The sequence below is a fragment of the Burkholderia sp. LK4 genome, from assembly GCF_001043615.1.
GTDB classification, from domain to species: domain Bacteria; phylum Pseudomonadota; class Gammaproteobacteria; order Burkholderiales; family Burkholderiaceae; genus Burkholderia; species Burkholderia cepacia.
On sequence record NZ_LDUL01000054.1, the window covers coordinates 51,868 to 77,648 of the forward strand.

Annotated in this window: 22 protein-coding genes; 10 read left to right on the forward strand and 12 right to left on the reverse strand. The window is 66.7% G+C overall.

Going from position 1 to position 25,781, the window contains the following annotated elements; translation table 11 throughout:
* Positions 1-47: 47 nt before the first annotated feature.
* Complete coding sequence (locus tag VK92_RS26340) at positions 48-1,013, reverse strand: PDR/VanB family oxidoreductase (RefSeq protein WP_048025453.1); 966 nt, start codon at positions 1,011-1,013, stop codon at positions 48-50.
* A complete protein-coding gene (locus VK92_RS26345) occupies positions 1,010-2,089 on the reverse strand; it encodes an aromatic ring-hydroxylating dioxygenase subunit alpha (protein ID WP_048025454.1) in 1,080 nt (359 codons plus the stop codon). Before VK92_RS26345 ends, VK92_RS26340 begins: the two co-directional genes overlap by 4 nt.
* 199 nt (positions 2,090-2,288) lie before the next feature.
* Between VK92_RS26345 and VK92_RS26350 the strand changes: the two genes are divergently transcribed.
* Complete coding sequence (locus VK92_RS26350; protein ID WP_021163015.1) at positions 2,289-2,777, forward strand: MarR family winged helix-turn-helix transcriptional regulator; 489 nt, start codon at positions 2,289-2,291, stop codon at positions 2,775-2,777.
* A 53-nt stretch (positions 2,778-2,830) separates the two neighbouring features.
* Here the strand turns inward: VK92_RS26350 and VK92_RS26355 are convergent, their stop codons facing one another.
* Entirely contained in the window at positions 2,831-3,577 is a 747-nt protein-coding gene (locus VK92_RS26355) for a TetR/AcrR family transcriptional regulator (RefSeq protein WP_048025455.1), read from the reverse strand.
* Between the two features lie 170 nt (positions 3,578-3,747).
* On the opposite strand from VK92_RS26355, the gene VK92_RS26360 reads away from it, so the two are divergent.
* From VK92_RS26360 to VK92_RS26385, 6 genes are all read left to right on the forward strand, one after another.
* Complete coding sequence (locus VK92_RS26360; protein WP_021163017.1) at positions 3,748-4,929, forward strand: isovaleryl-CoA dehydrogenase; 1,182 nt, start codon at positions 3,748-3,750, stop codon at positions 4,927-4,929.
* Positions 4,930-4,960: 31 nt separating this feature from the next.
* On the forward strand, positions 4,961-6,568 hold the full coding sequence (locus tag VK92_RS26365; RefSeq protein ID WP_048025456.1) for a carboxyl transferase domain-containing protein: 1,608 nt from the start codon (positions 4,961-4,963) through the stop codon (positions 6,566-6,568).
* Between the two features lie 19 nt (positions 6,569-6,587).
* Entirely contained in the window at positions 6,588-7,373 is a 786-nt protein-coding gene (locus VK92_RS26370) for an enoyl-CoA hydratase/isomerase family protein (protein ID WP_048025457.1), read from the forward strand.
* A 36-nt stretch (positions 7,374-7,409) separates the two neighbouring features.
* Entirely contained in the window at positions 7,410-9,407 is a 1,998-nt protein-coding gene (locus VK92_RS26375; protein WP_048025458.1) for an acetyl/propionyl/methylcrotonyl-CoA carboxylase subunit alpha, read from the forward strand.
* A gap of 321 nt (positions 9,408-9,728) precedes the next feature.
* Positions 9,729-9,932 (forward strand): hypothetical protein, encoded by a 204-nt coding sequence (locus VK92_RS26380; RefSeq protein WP_021163021.1) that lies wholly within the window; start codon positions 9,729-9,731, stop codon positions 9,930-9,932.
* A gap of 42 nt (positions 9,933-9,974) precedes the next feature.
* Complete coding sequence (locus VK92_RS26385; protein WP_048025459.1) at positions 9,975-12,089, forward strand: phosphocholine-specific phospholipase C; 2,115 nt, start codon at positions 9,975-9,977, stop codon at positions 12,087-12,089.
* Between the two features lie 100 nt (positions 12,090-12,189).
* On the opposite strand, the gene VK92_RS26390 is transcribed toward VK92_RS26385, so the two are convergent.
* Entirely contained in the window at positions 12,190-12,888 is a 699-nt protein-coding gene (locus VK92_RS26390; RefSeq protein WP_048025460.1) for a methyltransferase domain-containing protein, read from the reverse strand.
* Positions 12,889-13,202: 314 nt separating this feature from the next.
* Here VK92_RS26390 and VK92_RS26395 point away from each other — a divergent pair, with 314 nt between their 5' ends.
* The gene (locus VK92_RS26395; protein WP_042977538.1) at positions 13,203-14,345 is read left to right on the forward strand and encodes a DUF2827 domain-containing protein; all 1,143 of its coding nucleotides are present in this window, start codon (positions 13,203-13,205) and stop codon (positions 14,343-14,345) included.
* Between the two features lie 572 nt (positions 14,346-14,917).
* Here VK92_RS26395 and VK92_RS42595 read toward each other — a convergent pair.
* The gene (locus VK92_RS42595; RefSeq protein ID WP_165589152.1) at positions 14,918-15,217 is read right to left on the reverse strand and encodes a hypothetical protein; all 300 of its coding nucleotides are present in this window, start codon (positions 15,215-15,217) and stop codon (positions 14,918-14,920) included.
* Between VK92_RS42595 and VK92_RS26405 the strand changes: the two genes are divergently transcribed.
* Positions 15,131-15,934: an EAL domain-containing protein gene (locus VK92_RS26405; protein WP_027790583.1), complete on the forward strand. Its 804-nt coding sequence runs from the start codon at positions 15,131-15,133 to the stop codon at positions 15,932-15,934. The genes VK92_RS42595 and VK92_RS26405 overlap by 87 nt on opposite strands.
* Before the next feature lie 87 nt (positions 15,935-16,021).
* Positions 16,022-16,444, forward strand: coding sequence for a hypothetical protein (locus tag VK92_RS26410; RefSeq protein WP_081063994.1), 423 nt, complete (start codon positions 16,022-16,024; stop codon positions 16,442-16,444).
* A gap of 100 nt (positions 16,445-16,544) precedes the next feature.
* Here VK92_RS26410 and VK92_RS26415 read toward each other — a convergent pair whose 3' ends face one another.
* The 7 genes from VK92_RS26415 to VK92_RS26445 form a co-directional block, all read right to left on the reverse strand.
* Positions 16,545-18,512 carry an FkbM family methyltransferase gene (locus VK92_RS26415; protein ID WP_048025462.1) on the reverse strand — a complete coding sequence of 656 codons (1,968 nt, stop codon included), beginning with the start codon at positions 18,510-18,512 and terminating at the stop codon, positions 16,545-16,547.
* A 24-nt stretch (positions 18,513-18,536) separates the two neighbouring features.
* Positions 18,537-19,673 carry a DUF2827 family protein gene (locus VK92_RS26420; RefSeq protein ID WP_048025463.1) on the reverse strand — a complete coding sequence of 379 codons (1,137 nt, stop codon included), beginning with the start codon at positions 19,671-19,673 and terminating at the stop codon, positions 18,537-18,539.
* Positions 19,674-19,703: 30 nt separating this feature from the next.
* Positions 19,704-20,171: a DUF4019 domain-containing protein gene (locus VK92_RS26425; RefSeq protein ID WP_021163030.1), complete on the reverse strand. Its 468-nt coding sequence runs from the start codon at positions 20,169-20,171 to the stop codon at positions 19,704-19,706.
* 26 nt (positions 20,172-20,197) lie between these two features.
* Positions 20,198-21,352: a DUF2827 domain-containing protein gene (locus VK92_RS26430; RefSeq protein WP_048025464.1), complete on the reverse strand. Its 1,155-nt coding sequence runs from the start codon at positions 21,350-21,352 to the stop codon at positions 20,198-20,200.
* 14 nt (positions 21,353-21,366) lie between these two features.
* Positions 21,367-22,512, reverse strand: a complete 1,146-nt coding sequence (locus VK92_RS26435; RefSeq protein WP_048025465.1) for a DUF2827 domain-containing protein — start codon at positions 22,510-22,512, stop codon at positions 21,367-21,369.
* 403 nt (positions 22,513-22,915) lie between these two features.
* Positions 22,916-23,584, reverse strand: a complete 669-nt coding sequence (locus VK92_RS26440; protein ID WP_048025466.1) for an OmpA family protein — start codon at positions 23,582-23,584, stop codon at positions 22,916-22,918.
* Between the two features lie 124 nt (positions 23,585-23,708).
* A partial coding sequence (locus tag VK92_RS26445; protein WP_197094499.1) for a YadA family autotransporter adhesin occupies positions 23,709-25,781 on the reverse strand: 2,073 nt, incomplete at its 5' end.

The window sequence follows — 25,781 nt, forward strand, 5'->3', positions numbered from 1 at the left end:
GTGGTTGGCCGCCGCGAGTCGGGCGGTCCGTCTACAGCTTTGCGGATCTACAGATCGAGGACCAGCAGGTCGCTTCGCGATCGCGAGCAGCACGGCATGAACTGATCGCCGGCTGCCTTTTCGTCGTCGGTCAGATACGCGTCGCGATGATCGGGCTCGCCTTCGAGCACACGCGTCGCGCAGGTGCCGCATACGCCTTGTTCGCACGACGTCAGCACGTCGACGCCGTTCGCCGCCAGCGCCGCGATGACCGTGCATTCGGCCGGCACGTCGATCACCATGCCGCTGCTTGCGATCCGAACCTGGAACGCACGGTCCGCGCCGGACGACGCAACCGCGCCGCCGAAGAACTCGTAGTGCAGCCGCGCTTCGGCCCAGTTGCGCTCGCGCGCGGCGTTCAGCACGGCGTCCATGAAGCCGCGCGGGCCGCATACGTACAGGTGCGTGCCTGCGGGCGCGGCGGCGAGCACGGCGGCGAGGTCGAAGCGTTGCCCGGGATCGCCGTCGTCGACGTGGAGGCGGGCGCGATCGTGAAACCCGGCCGCGTTGATCCGCTCGACGAAGGCCATGCGATCGGTCGAGCGCGCGCAGTAGTGCATGTCGAACGGCATGCCGGACGAGAACAGTCGTTCCGCCATGCTGAGGATCGGCGTGACGCCGATCCCGCCCGCGAGCAGCAGGTGGTGCGGCGCGTCGGGGGCGAGGGGAAACTGGTTGCGCGGCACGCCGATCCGCACGGTATCGCCTTGCCGGACTTCGTCGTGGATCGCGCGCGACCCGCCGCGGCCGTCGGCATCGCGCAGCACGGCGATCTGATAGCGATCGGCGTGTTCCGGGTGATTGCACAGCGAGTACTGGCGCACGAGCCCGCCCGGCAAATGCACGTCGATGTGGGCGCCGGCTTCAAAGCCCGGCAGCGGCGAACCGTCGTCGCTGACGAATTCGAAACCGCAGATGTCGCGCGCTTCCTGCCACTTGCGGGCCACCCGGACCGTCAATGTCGCGGCGCTCATGACGCCTCCTTGACCTGCGCGACCGGAATCACGGGCCGCTGCGGGCTCGCCGCGTTTTCTTCGGCGAGCAGCCGGTCGATCACCTTGCGCGACAGCACGCCGCCGGCGTCGATGTTGAGTTTGAGCAGCTTGCGGTCCGGCCACTGCTCGAGGTTGAGCTGCTGGCGTTCGAGCATCTCGAGATCCTCGGCGAAGATCTTGCCCTGGCCTTCGCGGATCTCGGCGGTCAGCGCGTGATCTTCGGGCCGGAAGTTGCGCGCCATGCCCCAGAAATACCAGATCGAGGTGTCCGTCTCGGGCGTGATGAAGTCGACCACGATCGACGACGCCTTCAACTCGGCCGGCGCGTCGTAGCCGCCGTGGCCCGCATGGGCGACGCCCACTTCGATCATCACGTGGCTCGGCGGCGTGAAGCGGCAGATCTGCCAGCGGTCGACCGGCACGTCGTCGGCGAGCCCGTTGCCGCGCAGCGCCATCCGCCAGAACGGCGGCGGCATCACGTTCTCCATGAAGCGGCTCGTGACGACTTCGTCTCCATGACTGGTGGTCTTCGGCGGCGCTTCGTCGATTTCCTTCTGGCCGATGCTCGACGCATGCACGTAGGTTTCGTGCGTGAGGTCCATCAGGTTGTCGATCATCAGCCGGTAATCGCAACGGATGTGATAGAGGCCGCCGCCGTGCGCCCAGGCCGGGTCTTCGGCCCAGGCCAGCGCGGGCAGCTTGGCGGGATCGGCTTCCGACGCATTGCCCGGCCAGACCCAGACGAATCCGTAGCGCTCGATCACCGGGAAGCTGCGAATCGGCGGGAAGCCGCCGACGCGCTGGCCCGGCATGCCGGACGCCTTGCCGTCGCAGCCCATTTCCAGCCCGTGATAACCGCACACGAGCACACCGTCGCGCACGAATCCCAACGACAGCGGCGCGCCGCGGTGCGGGCAGAAGTCCTCGAGCGCGGCGACCCGGCCGTCCGCCGCGCGGTAGAACACCATCGATTCATTGCAGATCTTGCGGCCCAGCGGCTTGCCGTCGATTTCATCGGGCGTGCACGCCACATACCAAGCGTTCTTGAGAAACACGTTCGTCGTCTCCTTCGGGGCGGTGCCGCTGACATGCGGCAGCTCTTCATTCCGTGTACTGAATGAGATTCAGTGTACGCATTGAGATAGGCCGGGGCAAGGCGAGCGGTATACTGGTTTTCCCGGGAAATGGCGCGAGGCAGCGCCATGCCGTCGGCGCGCGCAACCGGCGCGCGCCGCCTATGTCATCGACTCATTCATGGAAAAAACGAATCCCGCCGACGCGCCGGCTTTCCCGCTCGACCTGTACGACGAGCCGGGGCACCTGATCCGGCGCGCGCACCAGATTGCCGTCGCGATGTTCTACGAGAAGCTGGGCCGCGACGTGACGCCGGTGCAGTACGCCGTCCTGCGGATGCTCTACGAGTGTCCGGGGCTCGATCAGGTGACGCTGGCGCAGCGGGTGGCGCTCGACACGTCGACCACGGCCGACCTCGCGGTCCGGCTCGAAGCGAAAGGATTGATCGTTCGCGAAGTGCTGCCGCGGCGTCAGCGGCGCCTGCTGCTGACACCGACGGGCGTCGAACTGCTCACGCGCCTGATTCCGTCAGTGCAGGAGCTGCGTGCCGGCTTGTTCGACGGGATGGGCGAGGAAGATTCGCAGGAGCTCGTACGCCTGTTGCGCAAGTTCGTCCATTTGAACAACGAGCAGAGCCGCGCGCCGCTGCGTGTCGGCGAGGATTCCTAGCGGTCGGTTACGCGCGGCGCACGATGCGACGTGCGTCGGGCCGCACCCCTGCGTCACGGGCGTGACGCTTCCCCTTCCAGCCGCCGCACGGCTTCCGCCACTTCATTCCTGAACCGCACGAGCGCCGCCTGTTCCGGCGCCGGCGGCTGCACGGCGGCCCACAACATGTCGACGAGCTGCGTGGCCGTCGTTTCCGTGTCGAGCTTGCGGTGCCCGAGGATCGCATCCCACAGCACGTGCTCGATCGGCCCGAACACCATCGAGCGCAGCAGGCTCAGCGGCAGGTCGGTACGCACCTGCCCGGCCGCCTGGCCGCGCGCGAGCACGTCCATCAGCGGCGCGGTGTAGCGGCGCTGCAGCGCGGTGAGTTCGTCGCTCAGCGCATGTTGCTTCGCGCGGCCTTCCGACAGCACCAGCGCGCACAGGCCCGTGCCGTTCACCAGCATCAGCCGCAGGTGGGTGCGCACGATGAACGCGAACTGCTGCCGCACCGACGCATCCTGCGGCATCCCCTGCTCGAACGCGGCGATGTTTTCGTCGTACCAATCCGCGATGACACGCGCGCACAGCTCGCGCTTGCCGCGGAAGTAGCTGAACACAGTCGCCTCCGATACGCCGACGCGCTGCGCGATCTCGGCGGCCGTCGCATGCTCGTAACCCTTTTCGGCGAACACTTCACGACCGGCGCGCAGGATGTCCTGCACGCGTTGCTGGGATTTGCGCCCGGCGGGCGCGCGCGACGTGTCGGCGCGATCGGCTTTGACGGTGGCGGTCATGGTGTCGGCGGTAGCGGCTGTCATCTCGGCATGATATCTGAGTGTCACTCAAAAAACTATTGACGCCGAACCCGACGAGGCGCGAAACTGTGCAAAATTTACGCTGTATTGGTCAATGAATCGGTGCATTCATTCGATTTGAGCGAAACTCAGAAATCGGTGGGTGCCACACACTTTCTGGAGACGGAGGAGACATGATCAACCTGCCCGGTGTGCAATTCATGCTCGGTGAAGACATCGAGATGCTGCGCGACGCCGTCGCGACGTTCGCGGCGAAGGAAATCACGCCGCGCGCGGCGGAGGTCGACCGCACCGACCAGTTTCCGATGGATCTGTGGAAGAAGTTCGGCGATCTCGGCGTGCTGGGCATGACGGTGGCCGAGGAGTACGGCGGCGCGAACATGGGCTATACCGCGCACATGGTCGCGATGGAGGAGATCTCGCGCGCCTCGGCGTCGATCGGCCTGTCGTACGGCGCGCACTCGAACCTGTGCGTGAACCAGATCCACCGCAACGGCACCGAGGCTCAAAAGCAGAAATACCTGCCGAAGCTCGTGTCGGGCGAACACATCGGCGCGCTCGCGATGAGCGAGCCGAATGCCGGCTCGGACGTCGTCAGCATGAAGCTGCGCGCCGACAAGCGCGGCGATCGCTACGTGCTGAACGGCACGAAGATGTGGATCACCAACGGGCCCGATTGCGACACGCTGGTGGTCTACGCGAAGACCGACCTCGAAGCCGGCCCGCGCGGCATCACCGCGTTCATCGTCGAGAAGGGGATGAAGGGCTTCTCGGTCGCGCAGAAGCTCGACAAGCTCGGCATGCGCGGCTCGCACACGGGCGAGCTGGTGTTCCAGGACGTCGAAGTGCCCGAGGAAAACATCCTCGGCCAGCTCAACGGCGGCGTGAAGGTGCTGATGAGCGGCCTCGACTACGAGCGCGCCGTGCTGTCGGGCGGCCCGACGGGCATCATGGCCGCGTGTCTCGACGCGGTGGTGCCGTACATCCACGACCGCAAGCAGTTCGGCCAGGCGATCGGCGAATTCCAGCTGATCCAGGGCAAGGTCGCCGACATGTACACCACGTTCCAGGCGTGCCGCGCGTATCTGTACGCGGTCGGCCGCCACCTCGATTCGGCCGGCAGCGACCACATCCGCCAGGTGCGCAAGGACTGCGCGGGCGTGATCCTCTATACGGCCGAGAAGGCGACGTGGATGGCCGGCGAGGCGATCCAGATCCTCGGCGGCAACGGCTACATCAACGAATACCCGGTCGGCCGCCTGTGGCGCGATGCGAAGCTGTACGAGATCGGCGCCGGCACGAGCGAGATCCGCCGGATGCTGATCGGCCGCGAGCTGTTCGCGGAAACGATGTAACGCCCCACGTCACGCGAACGGAGCCCCGTCGATGCCGATCATCGAATCGAAACTGAACCCGCGCTCGGAAGACTTCCGCGCGAATGCCGCCGCGCTCGAGGCGGTCGTCGCCGACTTGCGCGCGAAGATCGAACAGCTCGCGCAGGGCGGCGGCCAGGCCGCGCGCGACAAGCACCTGGCGCGCGGCAAGCTGCTGCCGCGCGACCGCATCGCGCAACTGCTCGATCCGGGCGCGCCGTTCCTCGAGTTCTCGCAGCTCGCGGCGAACGGCATGTACAACGACGACGCACCGGGCGCGGGCGTCATCACCGGGATCGGCCGCATCGCCGGCCGCGAATGCGTGATCGTGTGCAACGACGCGACGGTCAAGGGCGGCACCTATTACCCGGTCACCGTGAAGAAGCACGTGCGCGCGCAGGAGATCGCCGCGGAAAACCGGCTGCCGTGCGTGTACCTCGTCGATTCGGGCGGCGCGAACCTGCCGAACCAGGACGACGTGTTTCCCGATCGCGACCACTTCGGCCGCATCTTCTTCAACCAGGCGACGATGTCGGCCGCGGGGATCGCGCAGATCGCCGTCGTGATGGGCTCGTGCACGGCGGGCGGCGCGTACGTGCCGGCGATGAGCGACGAGTCGATCATCGTGAAGGAGCAGGGCACGATTTTCCTGGGCGGCCCGCCGCTCGTGAAGGCCGCGACCGGCGAGGAAGTGAGCGCCGAGGATCTCGGCGGCGGCGACGTGCATACGCGCCTGTCGGGCGTGGCCGACCATCTCGCGCAGAACGACGCGCATGCGCTGTCGATCGCGCGCACCATCGTCAGTCATCTCGCGCCGAAGATCGCGCCGCCGGTCGCGCTGCGCGAGCCGAAGCCGCCGCGCTACGACGCGAAGAGCCTGTACGGCGTGATTCCGGTCGATACGCGCAAGCCGTTCGACGTGCGCGAGGTGATCGCGCGTATCGTCGACGATTCGGAGTTCGACGAATTCAAGGCGCGCTACGGCACGACGCTCGTTACCGGTTTCGCGCACATCTGGGGCCACCCGGTCGGGATCGTCGCGAACAACGGCATCCTGTTCTCCGAATCGGCCGTGAAGGGCGCGCATTTCATCGAGCTGTGCTGCCAGCGCAAGATTCCGCTCGTGTTCCTGCAGAACATCACGGGCTTCATGGTCGGTCGCAAGTACGAGAACGAAGGCATCGCGCGGCACGGCGCGAAGATGGTGACGGCCGTGTCGAACGCGAAGGTGCCGAAGTTCACGGTGATCATCGGCGGCTCGTTCGGCGCCGGCAACTACGGGATGTGCGGCCGCGCGTTCGGCCCGCGCTTCCTGTGGATGTGGCCGAACGCGCGGATCTCGGTGATGGGCGGCGAGCAGGCCGCGTCGGTGCTCGCGACGGTGCGCCGCGACGGTATCGAGGCGAAAGGCGGTTCGTGGTCCGCCGAGGAAGAGGACGCGTTCAAGCAGCCGATCCGCGACCAGTACGAGCGCCAGGGCCATCCGTATTACGCGAGCGCGCGGCTGTGGGACGACGGCGTGATCGACCCGGCGCAGACGCGCGACGTGCTCGGGCTCGGCCTTGCCGCATCGATGAACGCGCCGATCGAAGACACGCGCTTCGGCGTGTTCCGCATGTAACGGCCGGGAGGGCTGACCGATGCGATACGAAACGATCAAGGTAAGCGAAGCCGGCCGCGTGGCGGCCGTCACGCTCGCGCGCCCCGACGTGCGCAACGCGTTCAACGAGACGACGATCGCCGAGCTGACCACCGCGTTCGAATGGCTCGACGCGCATGAAGGCGTGCGCGCGATCGTGCTCGCCGCGGAAGGCGCGGCGTTCTGCGCGGGCGCGGACCTGAACTGGATGAAGAAGATGGCCGGTTACTCGGACGACGAGAACCGCGCCGATGCGCGCAAGCTCGCGCGCATGCTCGAGGCGATCCATCGCTGCGGCAAGCCGGTGATCGCCCGCGTGCATGGCGATGCCTACGCGGGCGGCGTGGGCCTGGTGGCCGCTGCCGATATCGCGATTGCCGCCGACGGCGTGAAGTTCTGTCTGTCGGAAGCGCGGCTCGGGCTGATCCCCGCGACGATCGCGCCGTACGTGGTGCGCGCGATGGGCGAGCGCGCGGCGCGCCGTTACTTCACGACGGCCGAGGTGTTCGACAGCACGCGCGCGGCGTCGCTCGGCTTCATTCACGAAGCGGTGCCGGCCGATGCGCTCGACGAAACCGTCGCGAAGCTGGCCGCGACGCTCGTCGCGAACGGCCCCGACGCGGTGCGCGCATGCAAGCGGCTCGTCGCCGACGTGGCCGGCCGCGCGCTCGACGCGACGCTGATCGAGCAGACCGCCGACTGGATCGCGCGAACCCGGGCCGGCGCGGAAGCGCGCGAAGGGATTGCGTCCTTTCTCGAGAAACGCACGCCTTCGTGGCGTGAATGACGGCGTGCCCCTAACTTTCCGGACGACACCGAAGCCATGTTCGACAAGATTCTGATCGCCAACCGCGGCGAAATCGCGTGCCGCGTCGCCGCGACGTGCAAACGTCTCGGGATCGCGAGCGTCGCCGTCTATTCCGACGCGGACGCGAACGCGAAACACGTGGCCGCGTGCGACGAAGCCGTGCACATCGGCGGCTCGGCCGCCGCGGACAGCTACCTGCGCATCGAGCGCATCATCGAAGCCGCGCGCGCAACCGGCGCGCAGGCGATCCATCCCGGCTACGGATTCCTGTCGGAGAACGAAGATTTCGCGCATGCGTGCGAAGCGGCCGGAATCGTCTTCATCGGGCCGCCGGTCGACGCAATCGCGGCGATGGGCTCGAAGGCCGCCGCGAAGGCGCTGATGCACGCGGCCGCCGTGCCGCTCGTGCCCGGTTATCACGGCGACGACCAGGACGCGGCCAACCTGCATCGCGAAGCCGACGCGATAGGCTACCCGGTGCTGTTGAAGGCGAGCGCGGGCGGCGGCGGCAAGGGGATGCGCGTGGTCGAGCGCTCCGACGATTTCCCCGCGGCGCTCGCGTCGTGCCAGCGCGAAGCCGCGAGCAGCTTCGGCAACGACCGCGTGCTGATCGAGAAATACCTGACGCGCCCGCGTCACGTCGAGGTGCAGGTGTTCGGCGACACGCACGGCAATACCGTGTACCTGTTCGACCGCGACTGCTCGGTGCAGCGCCGTCACCAGAAGGTGCTCGAGGAAGCGCCGGCGCCGGGCCTGCACGACGACGTGCGCCAGGCGATGGGCGAAGCGGCCGTCGCGGCCGCGCGCGCGGTCGGTTATGTCGGCGCGGGCACCGTCGAATTCATCATGACGGGCGACGCGTTCTACTTCATGGAAATGAACACGCGCCTGCAGGTCGAGCATCCGGTCACCGAGATGGTCACCGGGCTCGATCTCGTCGAATGGCAACTGCGTGTCGCATCCGGCGAGCCGCTGCCGCTGCAGCAGGACGAACTGCGCGTGCAGGGTCACGCGCTCGAGGCGCGCCTTTATGCGGAGAACCCGGCGCGCGGTTTCCTGCCGTCCACGGGCACGCTGAAGCACCTGCGGCTGCCGGCCGGCGTCGAGTTCGCGATCGGCGCATCGGTGCGCGTCGACAGCGGCGTGCGCGAAGGCGATGCGATCACGCCGTTCTACGATCCGATGATCGCGAAGCTGATCGTCCACGGCGCGGACCGTGCGGAAGCACTGGGCCTGATGCTGCGCGCGCTGCGTGCATGCGAAGTGGTCGGCCTGCACACGAATGCCGCGTTCCTGCAGCGGATCGTCGCGTGCGAGCCGTTCGCGACGGCCGATCTCGACACGGGCCTGATCGAGCGCAATCACGATGCGCTGTTCGCGCCGCAAGAGCCGCCGCGCGCGATGCTCGCGCTCGCATGCGCGGCGCTGCTCGCGCGCGAACGCGGCGCGGCCGCGCAGGGTTCGTCGCCGTGGGGCGCGCTGCCGGACTGGCGGCTGAACGGCGGCTATCGCCGCACGCTCGACTGGCATGCGGCCGAGCGCGAAGCGGACGTGACGGTCACGTACGAGGACGACGGCGCTGTCGCGCGCCTCGCGACCGGCGGCGCGGCCGCGCAACCGTTCACGTGGACGCGTGGCGCCACGCCGCTCGATTTCGACGTGACGCTCGGCGGCGTGCGCAGCAGCGGCCGCGTGTATGCGGACGGCGACACCTTCCACGTGTTCTCGCAAGGCGCGGCCGAGACGTTCGAATGGCGCAACCTGCTCGCGCATGCGGGCGATGCGGAGCAGGGCGGCGGCCGCCTGACCGCGCCGATGCCCGGCAAGGTGATCGCGGTGCTGGTCGAGCCGGGCCAGAAGGTCGAGGCGGGCACGCCGCTGATCGTGATGGAAGCGATGAAGATGGAGCACACGATCGGTGCGCCGAGCGCGGGCGTCGTCGCGGAAGTGCTGTACGGCGTCGGCGACCAGGTTTCGGATGGCGCGCAGTTGCTGATGATGGCGGAAGGCTGAGCGGCGCCGGTTTCGCGATTTGCGGGCCGGCTGCCGCGGCTGCCGGCCCGTAAGACAGACGTCGTGGTGCGTTGCTCGACCGACACCGCGACAGGTTCGCTTCGATCGCTCCGGCAAAAACGAAGCAATGCGAATCTTTCGATTGCATTACGTCAACCTCTCGTAATCCTCTCCGCCGCGACAGGCGCGCCCCTTGCGTGCACGCGGCGCGCCTCCTTGCACGACACCGTCGTGTAACACGTGATAATTAGCATCTCGCCGTCGACACGACCGGTGCGCACCCGCGCCTGTGTCAAGTCATCACATCCACGGAGAGACGTTATGCGAAAGTCGGCCCTACGGCCTTTCGCGGTCGTTGGCCTGATCGCGCTGACCGCACTCCTCGGTGCCTGCAACGACGACCTGACCGCACCCGCCGCACCTGTGGCGCAGCAGAAGGCCGCATGCGGCGGCGGCGTGGTCGCCACCGCGCAGATGCACTGCCCGCCCGGTTTCACCGCGCCTGCTTCCTCGCCCGCTTCCTGATCCCGGCCGTTTCCACCAGAAATCCAATCAAGAGCAACCAGCATGGCCACCCATTCGCGACGCGATTTTCTGAAGTTCTCCGCCGGCCTCGCCGGCGCGACCGCCGCCACCGCGCTGCTTCCCGAATCGATCCGCAAGGCGCTGGCGATCGAGCCGAATACCGTGACGGGCACGATCCAGGATGTGCAGCACATCGTCGTGTTCATGCAGGAAAACCGCTCGTTCGACCACTACCTCGGTCACCTGAGCGGCGTGCGCGGCTACAACGACCGCTTCCCGGTCACGCTGCCGAACGGCAAGCCGGTGTGGTTCCAGCCGCGGCAGGAGGACAAGACGAGCGTGATCGCGCCGTTCCGCTACGACACGACCAACCCGGGCGTCAACGCGCAGTGCATCGGCGGCCTGCCGCATACGTGGGCGACGACGCACGGCGCGATCGACAACGGCCGAGCCGACCAGTGGGCGGTGCAGAAGTCCAACATGACGATGGGCTACCACGTCCGCGACGACATCCCGTTCCATTACGCGCTCGCGGATGCGTTCACGGTGTGCGACAACTATTTCTGCTCGATCCCGGGCAACACGCACCCGAACCGCATGTACCTGATGACGGGCATGGTCGACCCGCTCGGCACGGGCGGCGGCCCGCTGCTCGACAACACCGACTACATCGACAACCAGTTCGACAAGATCCAGTTGCCGCCCTTCAGCTGGACGACTTATCCGGAGCGCCTCGAGAAAGCGGGCATCTCGTGGCAGGTCTACCAGCAGGGCACCGGGTTCGACAACTTCACCGGCAACTACGGCACGAACATGCTCGCGTGCTTCAACAACTTCGTGAATGCGCCGGCCGGTTCGTCGCTGCAGACGCGCGGGATGAGCACGCGCCCGATCACGCAGCTGAAGGCCGACGTGCAGGCGAACGCGCTGCCGCAGGTATCGTGGCTGCTGCCGCCCGCCGCGTATTCGGAGCATCCGAAGTTCACGCCGCTTTACGGCGCGTATTACCTGTCGACGATTCTCGATGCGCTGACGTCGAATCCGGACGTGTGGAGCAAGACCGTCCTGCTCGTCATGTACGACGAGAACGACGGCTTCTTCGATCACGTCGTGCCGCCGTCGGCACCGACGCTGCCGGGTTCCGGCATGAGCACCGTGGACGTGTCGCTCGAGCGGCACAACGTCGTGACGTCGACACAGACGGGTACGTACACGGCGGACAACCTGCCATACGGCCTCGGCCCGCGCGTGCCGATGTTCGTGGTCTCGCCGTGGTCGAAGGGCGGCTTCGTGTGCTCGCAGGTCTTCGATCACACGTCGGTGCTGCAATTCATCGAGAAGCGCTTCGGCGTGATGGAAACGAACATCTCGCCGTGGCGCCGCGCGATCTGCGGCGACCTGACGTCGGCGCTCGACTTCTCGAAATCGGATGCGACGCTGCCGACCCTGCCGAGCACGCAGGCGTATGTCGCGCAGGCGGACCTGCAGTGTTCGCGCGCGTCGTCGCAGACCGCACCGTCCAGCACCGCGCAGCAGGTCGTGACGGCACAGGAGCCCGGCACGCGGCCGGCGCGTGCGCTGCCGTACGAATTGCACGTGACCGGCCAGCTCCAGGCGCAAGGCTATGCGCTGACGTTCGCGAACACCGGCACGCAGGGCGCGCATTTCTGGGTCTATACGGGCGACCCCACCGCGATGCCGCGCCGCTACACGGTCGAAGCGGGCAAGCAGCTGACCGACACGTGGGCGCTCGATGCGAACGGCAACTACCTGGTGAGCGTGTGGGGGCCGAACGGCTATTTCCGGCGCTTCGCCGGATCGGCCGCCGCGGATGCCGGCGCGAAGCCTGAAATCACGCCGTGTTACGACACGGCCAACGGCGACGTGTATGTGACGATCGCCAACGCGGGCACCGGCACGCTCACGGTCACGGCGACCGATGTCGCGTACGGCGGCGCACCGCGCACGTTGACGGTTCCCGCCGGGCAGCGCGTCGAAGCGCACTGGGATCTGTCGTGCAGCAGCCACTGGTACGACCTGCAGTTCGCGGTGGCCGGGAACGCCGGCTGGACGCGCCGCATCGCGGGGCACGTCGAAACCGGCAAGGCCAGCATCACCGACCCGGCCGCCGTGGCGCCGACGATCTCGGCGATCTGACGGCAATCCATGCGTGCCGGCTCCGAGCCGGCACGCGACGAGCGCATGTCAGAAACGAAAAAGGCGCCGCGCGGCGCCTTTTTCAGTCGGGTACACGAAATCAGATCGGGCGAAAAACGGCGTATTGATCGCCGTCGAGTTTTTCCAGGTACCGGGAATCATGGAGCGTCAGGTTGACCGGCTGGAGCAATTTCTCGTCGGCGGCCTCGTGTTCGTTGCTGGCGCGCGTATTGAACAGGCTCGACGCATTGGCGGAGTTCACGAGAGAATCGAGGCGCGGTGCGTTCCAGTCGAGGTGCCCCCTGAGCAGGTAGAAGTGCATGATCCCGCATTGCTGATGGGCCCAGAAGTCATGCCACATGAATGAATCGGGCCGCCACACGGAGTTGTGGCTCTCGAAGTACGATGCGCTGCTCATCGGCATGCACTCGGGGGTCGAGATGATGATGTATCGCGATCGATAGTTGAGAAACTCCAGTAGATCGCGACCGTGGGAGTGGCGCATGTGCTCGATGACATCGCCCAGGATGATCGTGTCGTACGAGTCGCCGGACCGTTCGTACAGCGTGTCGCTGACGCCGGAAATGATGTCGTCGTAGCCGTTCTCGATCAGGAACGGATGGGTCTCCTCGTCACATTCCAGCGCCGTGATACGGCAATCCGGCACGACCTTCCTGAGCAGGCGCCCGTATTTCCCGCCCCCGGCACCGATATCCAGGATCTTGCCCGGGTTGATCGACTTGACCAGATACTGCGTGAGTTGATCGAAGGTTGGCCACGAATACCCGATCTGCTCCACTTTGACCTCCCGTCAACGCTGGTTTGTAAAATTGATCGTAGCGATGTCGCAGTGTTGCTGCGAAGTCGTTTTCTGCCCACCCTGGATGCCGATACCGCCCGGCAACCCGGTGGCGCGGCGGGTCGCACGAGTATCGCACAACCGTCTCGCGGATCTGCGTGTGCCGGCCGGGCGCTGACCATCCCTGACAGTATGCGGCGGGCACTCCGCTAGAATGCCGGGTGGCCGGCGCCGCGCGCCGCTTGACGCGGGCGGCGCTTCGCGCGCTACACTGCATCCATTCCATCCCCACCCAACTTCCCATCCCGCCGACGATGACATCCCCTGTCCTGAACGGCCTGCGCATCGGTATCACGATCGGACTGCGTGCCCCTGACGAAAGCATGTGGATCAACGGCATCAAGCAGAACGCGCTGTTTCTCGCGAAGCTGCTGATGGCGTCGCCGCATGGTTACCGCGTGACGCTGGTCAACACCACCGACGTACCGCTCACCGATGCATTGCCGTGGGATCGCAGCGTGTACGACACGCGCGCATTCGCCGAGATGAAGGATGCGCTCGACGTGGTGATCGAGCTCGGCGGGCAGATCGACGGCGAGCAGACGGCCTACCTGAAGGCGCGCGGCGCGAAACTCGTCAGTTACTGCTGCGGCGTCGAGTACGTCAACGCGATGGAATCGATTCTGTTCGGCCGCCGGCTGTGGGATTCGCTGTTCATCAATCGCGGCTACGACGAGGTGTGGGCGATTCCGCAGATCGCGCCGTCGTCGCTGCCGTTCCTGCAGTCGCTGCGCCGCTGCCCCGGGCGCGTCGTGCCGTTCGTGTGGGACCCGATGTTCCTGAGCGCGCGCGCGCAGTCGTTGCCGGAGCGCGGCGAATACCGGCCGCGCAGCGAGCCGGGCAAGCGGCTGACGGTGATGGAGCCGAACCACGACGTCGTGAAGTTCTGCGTGTATCCGATGCTGATCATCGACGAAGCGTATCGCCGCGATCCGGATGCGATCTGCTTCACGCACGTGACGAACGCCGATCGCCTCGCGCACGACAGCCCCGAGTTCGTGATGCTGATGAACTACCTGGACATCGTGCGCGCGGGCAAGGCGAGTTTCGTCGGGCGCTTCGATACGCCGTTGTTCCTGGCCGACCTGACCGATATCGTCGTGTCGCACCAATGGTCGAACCCGCTCAACTATTTCTATTTCGACGTGTGCTGGCAGGGCTATCCGCTCGTGCACAACGCGAGCCTCGCGCCCGAACTCGGCTACTACTATCCGGACAACGACGTGCAGCAGGGCGCCGATGCGCTGTTGCGCGCGCTGCATACGCACGATGACGACTGGGAAGCGTACACGCGGCGCCAGCGCGACATCCTGAGCCGCTATACGTCGGCGAATCCCGCGCTCATCGCCGAATACGACGCCCTGCTCGCGAACCTGGTCGGCGCATCGGCCGCATAAGGCCCGGTTTTTCTCGCGGCGCACACGTTGCGCCGCGGCCCGCCATCGGGATTGTCCCGCCCTAATGTCTGACGAAATAATGCCGTTAAAAAAGAAACCGCCGAACCCGATCGGTTCGACGGTTTTTGAAGGCACGAATTTGACGGCTCCGAGGGAAGTCCGTCGGAAATCATTTTATAGGTTAACAAGAATTCAAGATTGTTAAAAATGGTTTGATCGATAATTGTCATATGATTTAAATTGATATTATCGATTAACAGTGGCTTGATTCGGGTTGGAAATTTAATAATCCGTTTGAAACGGGAAAATTGAGCGCTGCGATGATCGAATGACGTGCGGCAGCCGATTTGCGGCGACGCGCAAGCCGGGCCGCGAGCCTTCACGGCGAGTCCGGCAGCGGGCGAGGGCGCTGCCTCGCGGGCCGGTATTGATCTGATTAATTGAAGATTTTCGAATTTGCGAGGCATGCAGATTACGCGGGAATTGATTCGGACAAGAATGTTTAGGTACCTGGAATAAACAATATCCGAATCGCGTTTATGTAATTTGCGTTAGTGTGACCTGTCGCACAATCAGTGTTGCGCATGCGTGGTGTATTCCAGTAACTGAATATCGTTGAAAATATCGAATTTGACGGCGCGCCGAAGCGAAAAGTACGCTCCCCGGAAAAGATCGACATAACAGGATGGGCCGGGTAGGCGGCGGAGCACGTCATGATCGGTTTGCTCCGCATGTTTGTTGAGGTCGAGCCGCGATCGGCGGCTCGCCATTTGCCGGAGCGCCGGATGAATGCGGTCGAAGCTCGCCAGGAGGCGAATCGGGAAGCGAATCGTGACGAAATCGATCTCGTGTTCGGCGCTCCCGACGATCATCCCGACCTCGCGTCGGTACGCAGTTTCGTGGAGAGCCGGCTCGCGTTCGCGCAAGAGCCCGTGTGCCGGGCCGACCTGTCGGGTGGTGTGCTGTACCAGGAATGCCTGGCGCGATTGCGGTGGGGCGAGCGCGATGCGCTGCCGCCGGTCGCGTTCCTGCCGCGCCTCGAGGCGCTCGGGCTGATGCGATGGTTCGACCGGCTCGTGGTCGGCCGGACGATCGACGCGCTGCGCGCCGATCCGGCTGCCGTCTACGGCTGCAATGTGGCGGCGGCGAGCGCGGTCGTCGACGATGCGTGGCTGGCCATCTTCAGGCGGCTCGAGCGCGAGCCGTCGGTCGCGGCGCGGCTGGTGGTCGAGATCACGGAGACGGGGCCGCTGAATCCCGTCGCGGGTCGTTCGTTCGTGAATCGCTTCCGGCAGACCGGATGCCGCATCGCGATCGACGATTTCGGGGTGGGTTTCAGCGCGTTGAACAACCTGGTGGTCGGCAATCCCGACATCGTGAAGCTCGACCGGTCGATCCTGTCGATGATCAAGCGCAACGCGATCGGCCGCTACCAGTTCCGCAGGCTGATCGCGTTCGCGCATGAAGGTGCGCGGCACGTCGTCGTCGAAGGCGTGGAGAGCGAGATCGACCGGCAGATCATCGTGGATGCCGGCGTCGCCTGGGCGCAGGGCATCCGTTTTTCATGGCGGTCGCCGGCCGCCGCGTGACGGCGCGGAAACAGGCGGGGTGGCGTGCACGACGCACGCCGGTGTCGGGCGTGGCCGGCGCGTGGCCGGGACGAATCGCAAAGGGGCATGGGCATGGCGGGGACGAAGGCCGGAAGCGGAACGGGCACGCAGGCAGCCGGTGCGCGCGAACTCGTCGCGATCGCCGAGCTGGCCGACATGCTGTGGCAGCTGGGCGCCGAATCGACCGAAGTGCCGATCGACGTCGCGCCATATCTCGACGGACTGAAAACCATTGCGCGCCGCATCCAGCGGATGACGCCGCTCGACGCCGGCGGCCGCGAACTGGCCGCGCGGCACTATTACGCGGGTGTCATCGCGGGCGCGTGCGGCGACGATTCGGCGATCGCGCGTGGTGTGTCCGACAGCCTCGTCAAGTTATCCGGCGGCATCAGCCGGCCGGCGGCGCGTTGCTTTGCCGTGCTCGCGCGAACGGGCCGGCGGCATGGCCGTGTGTTCGCCGCGCAGAGCGGCGACCGGGTGCTGGTCTAGCGCCTGTTCACGCCGGTCGCGGGCGCCGGCGCGATGCGATGCGCTCGGCCCGCGTCGATCTCATCTTTTCGTGTAGCGGCCCGAGCGCGCGCCAAACCGGTCAATCCTTCCCGAATCCGCCGAGCACGAACGCCATCGCGCGGTCGACCGCGTCGTCCCATCGGCCGACGTGCGCGGCGCGCACGATCCGGACGCCCGGATAGAGAGCGGTGCGCGAGCCGGTTTCCCAGCGCGCGTCGGCTTTCGGGCTGAGCAGCAGCACGGCCGGCACGCCGAGCGCGCCGGCGAGATGGACGTGCGCGGTGCAGGTGGTCACCACGGTGTCCAGCGCGAGCATCAGTGCCGCCAGGTCGCTGAAATCGCCGATCGCGTGATGCGGGAAGGTCACCGGCAGGTCCGATTGCTCGGACTGCGCGGACAGGTCGCGGTTGATGCAGTACGCGGCGTGACCGTGCAGCCGCGTCAGCGGCGCGAGGTCGCGCAGGCTGGCCGCGCGATGGAAGCGCGCGTCGCTGTCGTCGCGCCCGCGCCAGTTGAGCCCGATGCGGCGCGTGCCGGCGGCATGACCGTCGCGCGACACGCGCTCGCGCCACGCGGCCGCCTGCGCGGGCGGGCAGAACAGGTACGCGCCCGCCGATCCTTTGGGTGCCGGCGCGTAGCCGAACTGTGCGGCGAGCACCAGGAACGAACACCAGTAATCGTGTGCGATCTGCGACGTGTCGATCCACGCGCCGTGCGCGCCGATGAATTCGATGTGCGGGAACGTGTGACGCATCAGGCCCGTCAGCGCGTCCGGAACGACGACGGTCACGCTCGTGCAGCCGAGCGAGTCGAGCGCATGCAGGTAGCGCGCGTACTGGAGCTGATCGCCGACACCGCCATAGCTGAGCACCAGCAGTCGCTTGCCCTGCAGCGGCTGGCCCTGGTAGAGCCGCTCCGTCGGCAGCCCGAACTGCGCGGCCGTCAGGATGTTTTCGCTCGCGATGGTGGCGCGGGCCGCTTCGTCGCGCCGGCCGGCACGCAGCAGCAGCATCGAACGCATCAGCTCGAGGCGGCCGCGCGTCGCGTCGGGCAACGCGTCCGGATTGCTGAAGCGTTCGAGCGCCGCGAGCCCGGCATCGGGTGCCCCGGCGAAGCCGTAGCACGACGCGAGTTGCAGCGCGATCGCATCGTCGTCGAGCCCGCGGCCGCGCGCGCGTTGCCAGCAGTCGATCGCGTGCCCCCACTCGCAGCGCGACTCATGGTCGAGTGCGCGGTTCCAGTGCGTTTCAGGCGCGTCGGTGTCGGCGGCTGCGTCGGGGTGCGCATCGACGTCGGCCGGCGACGCGACGGCGATCGGCTCGATCGAGATGACCAGCCGCTGCCTGTCCCAGCGCGCGTTCGGCACGCAAAGCAGGTTCAGCGGGTCCATTCGGTAGAACGTGTAGTCGAGGCCGGCAAAGGTGGCGATGATCGGCGCCTCGCCGACTTTCCAGTATTCGACCCAGCACCAGGGCAGGTGCGTCTCGATCAGGCGGCGCGCGCCGCGCAGCGCGTCGATCTCCATGCCTTCGACGTCGAGCTTGAGGAAATCCAGCCGTGACAGGCCGAGCGCGTCGAGCCTGACGACCGGCGTCGGCGTGCCGCCTTCCGCGTGCGCGCCGACGAGCGACACCTGGCCGAAGTCGGCATCCTGTCCGTAGTCGACGTCGGGCACCTTCATCGTGCCGTTGGCGCCCGCAAGCCCCATGTTCAGCAGATGGACGTTGTCGAGCTGGTTGAGCGCGATAGTGCCGCCGAGCGCATGGAACAGCGTGCGCTGCGGCTCGAACGCGTACACGCGGCCGCCGCGCGCACGCAACCGATGGGCGATCGGCACGCACACGAGCCCCGCATTCGCGCCGCCGTCCACGGCGATCGCATCGTCCGGCAACTGGTCGATCACCTTCAGGATCGTGTCGAGCTCATCCTGGATGTGCGGCCGCCCGGTCTTGATCAATGCTTCGGCCTGGTACGCGCAGTGCCGGTTGATGACGAACGGACCGTGAATCGAATCGATCACGACGAAATTGCGGACGGTCTGATTCATGGGCGGGAGCAGGGGCAAGTAAGGTCAGCCGAGTGCGCGGCCGGCGAACAACTGCTGGATCTGCGCGGAATACGCGTGGACGTTGTGCGCGGCGAGCGTGTCGACCTGATGCAGGCAGCGGCGTGCCGCGGCCGCGTATTCGTCGAGCCGTGCGTCGTGCGTCTGCGCGGCGGTCGCGATCGCACGCGCCGCATCGAAGATCTCGAAGTCCGGATAGTAATAACCGACGTCGCGCAGGAACGGCGAGTTGTGCACGAGCGGGTAGTTGCCGTACAGCGCGTCGTACAGCAGGTAGTTGAGGCCGTTTTCCCAGTGGTGGGACACGACGATGTCGGTGTGATGCGCGGCCCACGCGACGAACGGCGCGCGCACGTCGGCGGTCGCCTTGCCGTCGCGCACCATCTCGAGCCCGAGCGCCAGATGCTTGAAGGCGACGTTTTCCTTCTTGTCGAACGTGTTGGTCATGTACACGTGCTCGACGAGCTCCGGATGCTCGACGTAACACGCGTTGGCGGCGAGCATCGGCACGATCGAGCTTTTCACGACGTTCAGGTTCGGCTCGAAGAACGCGATGCGTTTCGCGGGGCCGTGGTTCCGATAACCGAAGCGCGCCTTCAGTTCGGGATCGGCGTCGAGGCTGCGCTCGATGAAATACGGCGACCAGATGTGCGGCAGCTCGATCACCGGCGCGCGGTACACGGCCTGGAAATACGCGGCGCACGTATGCATGTGCTGCGGGTTGGTCCAGATCTCGTCGAACTGCACGCGGTGCGGGTTCGGCCGCCACTGGTTCTTCTCGAAGTTGATCGTCTCGACCGCGATCACGTAGTCGTTGCCGAAGCGGTACGACACGCACTTGCCGCCGCGCCGGCGCACGGCGTCGGTGTGCGTCGAGTCGATGAACGCGTTCATCTCGATCAGCAGGTCGGTCTGGTGGACGACGGCAGACAGCGGCCGCAGCGCGTCGCCGAACGCGTCCATCATCAGCGCCTGCGGATACTCGGTCACGCCTTCGTCGTGCGCGAGCCAGACCTCGCCGATCAGCGGCGACTGCTTCAGCAGCATGTACAGGTACACGCAATGCTGGTTCGCGCCGTTGTACCAGATCGACTGCGTCGCGTCGCGCTGCACGTTCATCGTTATCGCGACATTGAGTTTCATGACGGCTCCGTGGTGCGGGCGTTACGCGGGTTACGGCGTGTAGTTTTGCGACGAGCGCGGCACATAGCCGGTCAGGCGCCAGTGGCCGTCATCCTCGCGGCGAAAGCTCAGCTTCTCGAACATGGTCGCGCCGCTCGTCAGCGTGGTCGCGTAATCGACGTTCGCGTAGAGCCCGTCGGGTGTCGTCGACGCGTTGGTGTAGCGGATGCGCGTGATCTGCGCCCAGCCGCGATGACGGACCGCGCCGACCGACTGGCGCGCACGCTGCATGTCCGACGCGAACTGGTCCTGCTTGATGCGCGCCTTCACGAACGCGGCGGCATCGGTCCACACGTCGTTGTACTGGCCGGCGTCGAGCTGCTTGAACACGGCGTCCGAGTCGCGGAGCAGCGCGTCGGCCGATTCGCCGTCGGCTTGCGCATGCGCGCCGATCGCGATCGATGCGACGGCGCAGCCGATCAGCCATTTGGCGCGGGTGAGGGTCGTGCGTGCGGTCATGTCGGAGTCCGGAAGAGGGCGGCGCGTCACGCGTCGCGATAGAGGGTGGCGATCGCGTCCGTATAGGCGGCGACGTTCTCGGGGTTGTAGATGCTCACGGAGCTGAGCACGTGCTTCGACTGCTCGCGGTACGCTTCCAGGTTCGCGTCGTGCTCGGCGAACGCCTTCAGCAATGCGCGGCCGCCGGCCTGACAGTCGAAGTCCGGATAGAAATACCCGGCCTTGCCGAGGAACGGCGAGTTGTGGATCAGCGGGTAGTCGCCGTACAACAGTTCGTAGTACAGGTAGTTCTGCGCGTTTTCCCACGTGTGCGACACCACCGCGTCGCCGAACGCGGCCATGAACTCGTACACCGCGTAGCGGCTCTCGAACGTCGTGATCCCGTGGTTCACGATGTCGAGGCTTTTCGCGAAATGGACGAACGTCGCATGTTCCTTCAGGTGCAGCGTGTTGCATACGCGCACGAACTCGAGGAAATCGGGCTTCGCGCGATAAGCCTCCTCGGCCACCAGCATCGGGATGACGCTCGTCTTCACCATGCAGATGTTCGGCTCGAACATCGTCACGCGCCAGCGCGGCTTGCCGGGTTCATAGCCGAACGACAGCCCGGCACCGAGCGTCGCACGCGCCTTGTCGAACAGCATCGGGTGCCAGATGTGCGGAACGATCGTGACGGGCGCCCGCAGGCCCGTCTGGTAATAGTGCAGGCACGAGCGCTCGAATTCGGGAATCGTCCACACGGCGTCGTACGGCGCGCCCGAGAACAGGAAACCCGACGGCTTGTTGAACATCGCGCGTTCGATGTCGATCACGTAGTCGTTGCCGACCCGCATCGTGACGACCTTGCCGCCGCGCTCGCGGAACGCGCGCAGGTAATCCGCGCCGAACTGCGCGCTCATTTCGATCAGCACGTCGCAGCGCTGCAGTGCTTCATCCATCGACAGGAGCGGCACGTCCCATTCGCCGAGCATCATCTGCGGATCGGCGACCTGTTCGCCGCCGTTCACCATCACGGCTTCCGCGACGAGCGGCGACTGGCGCAGCAGCAGGATCAGCAGCAGGCAGTTCTGGAAGATGCCGTTTTCCCACAGCGACTGGCCGGCGCCGCGCACGAACAGCGACACGCCGACGACGAGACGCTTGCCCTCGCCGGGCGCTTGACGGGCATTGGAGTCCGACATGCGTATTCTCCGGTTCAGGCGACCAGACGCGAGACGAACGCGTCGAGGTTCGCGGGGTTGTCGATCGAGACCGACTGCAGCAGCCGGCCGGCCTTCGCGCGGTAGTCGTCGAGGCGTTCGTCGTGATGCAGCCACGCGTCGAGCAGCGCGCGGCCGCCCGCGGCGGAATCGAAGTCCGGGTAGTAATAACCGGCGTCGCCGATCAGCGTCGAGTTGTGGATCAGCGGATAACCGCCGTACAGCACGTCGTAATACAGATAGTTCTGCCCGTTTTCCCAGTGGTGCGACACGACCGCATCCGCGTGACGCGCCATGAAGCCCGGCAGGTCGAGGCGCGGCTCGAAGGTCGCCTTGTGCTGGCGCACGAGATCGAGGCTGTTCGCGAAGTGTACGAAGGTCGGATGCTCCTTCATGTGCAACGAGTTCACGACGAACATGTGCTGAACCGCGTCCGGACGCGCACGGTAGAACGCGTCGCACGCGAGCATCGGATAGTGGCAGGACTTGGCGACCGAGATGTTCGGCTCGAGCATCGCGAGGTACCACGGGCGGCGGCCGGGCCGATAGCCGAACGTCGCGCCTTCCGCGGCGAGCGCGGCGATGCGCCGATCGAGGAAGTACGGCGACCAGATGTGCGGCATCAGGTGGACGGGCGCGCGCAGGATGGTCCGCAGCATCGGCGCCGCGGTCTTGTCGTATTGCGGCAGCAACCAGACCTCGTCGAACGGCGCGCCGTTGAAGACGTGTCCCGACGGTTTCCCGAAGATCGGGGTTTCGCACAGGCCGGCGTACACGTGCCCGCAGAAGAACGCGGCGATTTTCTTGCCGAGCGCCTTCATGTGCCTGAGCCATTCCACCGGCAACTGCGCGCCCATTTCGATCACGACGTCGAGTTCGTGCGTGACGTCGGAGGGCTTAACGAGCGGGATGTCGAGGCCGTCGAGTTCGAGGCCGGCCGGCAGAGCGTTGGCGTCGCCGCCGTTCAGGAAGTAGACGGGGCCGACACGATCCGAGCGCTTGAGCATCATCGCGAGGAACGCGATGTTCTGGTGGATGCCGTTTTCCCAGATCGCCTGGCCGTCGCGCGCAAACAGCGAGATGCCGACCGCCGGCCGTTGCTTGCGGGTGCCGCCCGAGGCGGCTTCATTGATGTCCGTCACCGGTTGGTTTCCTCTGCGGCGTCGTGCGTCCGGGCATCGCGTCGAGCGTCTGGCCTGGAAGCGGCGCGCCGTGGATTGTCATGGTTGCATTTGCGCCGGTGCGCCGCGGCGGGCGAATCGGGCGACCTGGTTCGCGAGGGCGGCAGCCGGTTTCCGGCGTGTCATCGGGCACGCCTGGCACGGCGCGTGATTCGGACAGGTTGCCCCGGCGACTGTCTGCGGCGATTGTGGCACGGAAACCGCCGTTTTTGGCGGGACGTGACGAACTTTGACATAGCCGCCGGTCCATGCGAACCGGGCGCCGGCGAAGCGGCGCCCGGGGCGTCCGGCGGGGGGGCGGGTGCGGGCCGGCGCGGCACTGACGGCCGGCCGGATCGGAGCGCCGCGCGCGGCGGCGGCCCGCTCAGTGCTGCAGGCGGATTTCGACGCGGCGGTTGCTGGCGCGGCCTTCGGGCGTCGCGTTCGACGCGACCGGGTCGGCCTTGCCGCGACCCGAGACCGTCAGCGAATCGGTTTTCAAGCCGTGTGCCTTCAGGTATGCCGCGACGGATTCGGCGCGGCGCTTCGACAGCGCGAGATTGTAGTCGTCGCTGCCCACCGAATCCGTAAAGCCGGTGACGCTCACCTGCGAGTACGTGTGGTCGGCGCGCTCGCTCAGCAAACGGTCGAGCGATTCGCGCGCGGTCGGGGCGAGCGTCGCGTGGTCGGTGGCGAACAGCGCGTCGCCCGACAGGTTGACCTGTTCGACGACGGCAGCCGCCGGCGCCGGCGTGGCTGCCGGGGCCGCTTCGGCCGGTGCCGCGCCGCACTGGAAGATCAGCGTGGCCGGATCGGATTTGTCGCGCAGCGCGCGGGCCGAGTCGAGCGCGCGCACGGGCTCTTCGCCGCAGATCTTGCGGGCGGCCTTCATGCAGGTCTCAGGGCCCGACAGCAGGCCGTGGCAGTCCACCTGGAAGGTGCGCACGCCGTCGCGCGGCTGCAGTTCGGAGGCGCTGAAGGTCGGGCCGGATGCGGTCGAGCACGCGGCGAGGGCCGTTGCGGAAAGCGCGAGCGCAAGAGCGAGTTTGTTCACGGTTACATCCTCAAAACTTGGGTTGACTGAAGCCCGCCACGGGTTGCGCGGCGGGCTCGTCCGGCCGTCGGGGCCGCCGCAGGCCGTCCGGCTGGCGAGCCGGGCGGCCTGGCGGCGCGACGCGTTACTTCCACTGGTACAGCATGCCGGCGCCGATCACCTTCTGACCGCCGCTGAAGCCGCCGTTGATCGACGCCTTCAGGTTCTCCGTGATGCGCGCCTGCATGTTGACCGCCATCGCCTTCTGGCCGAGGAAGGTCGACGTACCCACGCCCATCCCGAAGTTGGCGTCGCGATCGAGCTGCGGGATCGACGCCATCGCGCCGACGGCCGCGATACCCTGCTTCGCCATCTGGTCGGTCTGCTGCAGTTGCGAACCCAGCGAGTTGATCTGCGCCTGCTGGCCCGAGAGTGCCGTCGACAGCGTCGTCTGCACTTGCGTCAGCTGGTTCACGTTCACCGCGTCGGTACCTTGCGTACCGGGCGCGACGTTCGTGATCTGGCGCTGCTGCTGGTCGTTGCCGACCGACACCACGTTCGAGCGACCACCGTCGTTCGAATTCGCGCCGATCGCCACCGAGTTCGAGCCGGCGGTGACGGTCGGAACGTCGGTGCCCTTGCCGTTCATGTCGGCCGCGATGCCGTTGTTGTTGGCGGTGCGCGTCGTGTTGTTGTTGATCGTCGTCGACAGCTGGTTCAACGTGTTGTTGATGTTGTTCACGCCGGTCGACAGCGAGGCCACGTTGCTGTTCGTCGTGCTCAGGCCGGTGGACAGCGAACCGATGCCCGTCGAGGTCGACGTCGACAGCGAGTTGACGTTGCTGTTCGTCGTGCTCAGGCCGGTCGACAGCGAGTTGATCGCGGTCGAGGTCGACGTGGACAGCGAGGCCACGTTGCTGTTCGTCGTGCTCAGGCCCGTCGACAGCGAGTTGATGCCGGTCGACAGCGATGCGACGTTCGATGCGGTGGACGTCGACAGCGCGTTGACCGCGTTGTTCGTCGCGTTGAGCTGGCTGCCGTTGATCGCGTCCGTGCTGCTGGCCGAGATCCGGCCCGCGGCGACGTTCGTGATCTGGCGTTCCGCACCCGGTGCGCCGACGCTCACCACGCCGACCGGCGAGCTGCCCGCGAAGAAGTACGTGACACCGCCGATCGTGGCGCTGGAGGTGCCGACGGCCGGGGTCGTGACCGAATTCGCGCCGAGTGCGATCGAGTTGGCGACGTTCGCGGTGGCGTTCGAACCCAGGGCGAGCGCGTCGGCGGCGCTGGCCGTGGCGCTCGAGCCGTAGGCCTGTGCACCGACGGCGCTGGCCGTCGACTGGTTGCCCAGCGCGATCGTGTTGTCCGCGGTGGCCTGGTTCGAGCTGCCGAGGGCGAGTGCACTGGCACCGGTTGCGGTGTTCGCGTTGCCGAGCGCCACTGCGCCGTTGCCGGTCGCCGTGTCGTTCGCGCCCAGTGCGACCGCGCCGGTACCCGTCGCGATGCTCGGGTCGCCGATCGCGACTGCGCCGTCGCCGGTGGCCGTGTTGCCGGAGCCGATCGACACGGCCTTGCCGCCCGTGGCCGATGCGTTCTGGCCGATCGCGACCGCGCCTGCCGACTGCGCGTTCGAACCGTCGCCGACTGCCACGCTGCTCGCGCCTGCCGCGCTGGCGTTCACGCCGGCGGCGAGGGCGTTGGTGCCGGTGGCGCCCGTGTTGTCGTAGTTGGCCTGCTGCGTGCCGTTGTCGTTGACGCTGTAGTAGTGCGTCTTCGCGGCGTTGATCGCGGTCGAGGTCGAAGTCGACAGCGAGGCCACGTTGCTGTTCGTGCTGCTCAGGCCGGTGGACAGCGAGCCGATACCGGTCGACGTCGACGTGGACAGCGACAGGATCGTGCTGTCCGTGCTGCTCAGGCCGGTGGACAACGAGCTGATGCCGGTCGAGGTCGACGTGGACAGCGACGTGATCGAGCTGGTGGCCGAGGAGAGGCCGGTCGACGTGGAGGTCGACAGCGAGCTGATCGAGCTGTTCGCCGACGAGAGGCCGGTCGAGGTCGAGGTCGACAGTGACGTGATCGAGCTGTTCGTGCTGCTCAGGCCGGTGGACAGGGAGCCGATCGAGCTGGTGGCCGACGAGAGGCCCGTCGAGGTCGAGGTCGACAGCGAGGTGATCGAGCTGTTGGCCGACGAGAGGCCGGTCGAGGTCGACGTCGACAG

What these genes read in the sequence shown, in the direction of transcription:
- VK92_RS26420 (WP_048025463.1), bottom strand. Translation starts at nt 19,673, where the DNA reads ATGAAACTCAATGTCGCGATAACGATGAACGTGCAGCGCGACGCGACG.
- VK92_RS26340 (WP_048025453.1), bottom strand. Translation starts at nt 1,013, where the DNA reads ATGAGCGCCGCGACATTGACGGTCCGGGTGGCCCGCAAGTGGCAGGAA.
- VK92_RS26350 (WP_021163015.1), top strand. Translation starts at nt 2,289, where the DNA reads ATGGAAAAAACGAATCCCGCCGACGCGCCGGCTTTCCCGCTCGACCTG.
- VK92_RS26385 (WP_048025459.1), top strand. Translation starts at nt 9,975, where the DNA reads ATGGCCACCCATTCGCGACGCGATTTTCTGAAGTTCTCCGCCGGCCTC.
- VK92_RS26380 (WP_021163021.1), top strand. Translation starts at nt 9,729, where the DNA reads ATGCGAAAGTCGGCCCTACGGCCTTTCGCGGTCGTTGGCCTGATCGCG.
- VK92_RS26395 (WP_042977538.1), top strand. Translation starts at nt 13,203, where the DNA reads ATGACATCCCCTGTCCTGAACGGCCTGCGCATCGGTATCACGATCGGA.
- VK92_RS26365 (WP_048025456.1), top strand. Translation starts at nt 4,961, where the DNA reads ATGCCGATCATCGAATCGAAACTGAACCCGCGCTCGGAAGACTTCCGC.
- VK92_RS26375 (WP_048025458.1), top strand. Translation starts at nt 7,410, where the DNA reads ATGTTCGACAAGATTCTGATCGCCAACCGCGGCGAAATCGCGTGCCGC.
- VK92_RS26370 (WP_048025457.1), top strand. Translation starts at nt 6,588, where the DNA reads ATGCGATACGAAACGATCAAGGTAAGCGAAGCCGGCCGCGTGGCGGCC.
- VK92_RS26360 (WP_021163017.1), top strand. Translation starts at nt 3,748, where the DNA reads ATGATCAACCTGCCCGGTGTGCAATTCATGCTCGGTGAAGACATCGAG.
- VK92_RS26405 (WP_027790583.1), top strand. Translation starts at nt 15,131, where the DNA reads ATGAATGCGGTCGAAGCTCGCCAGGAGGCGAATCGGGAAGCGAATCGT.
- VK92_RS26415 (WP_048025462.1), bottom strand. Translation starts at nt 18,512, where the DNA reads ATGAATCAGACCGTCCGCAATTTCGTCGTGATCGATTCGATTCACGGT.
- VK92_RS26425 (WP_021163030.1), bottom strand. Translation starts at nt 20,171, where the DNA reads ATGACCGCACGCACGACCCTCACCCGCGCCAAATGGCTGATCGGCTGC.
- VK92_RS42595 (WP_165589152.1), bottom strand. Translation starts at nt 15,217, where the DNA reads ATGATCGTCGGGAGCGCCGAACACGAGATCGATTTCGTCACGATTCGC.
- VK92_RS26355 (WP_048025455.1), bottom strand. Translation starts at nt 3,577, where the DNA reads ATGACAGCCGCTACCGCCGACACCATGACCGCCACCGTCAAAGCCGAT.
- VK92_RS26410 (WP_081063994.1), top strand. Translation starts at nt 16,022, where the DNA reads ATGGGCATGGCGGGGACGAAGGCCGGAAGCGGAACGGGCACGCAGGCA.
- VK92_RS26430 (WP_048025464.1), bottom strand. Translation starts at nt 21,352, where the DNA reads ATGTCGGACTCCAATGCCCGTCAAGCGCCCGGCGAGGGCAAGCGTCTC.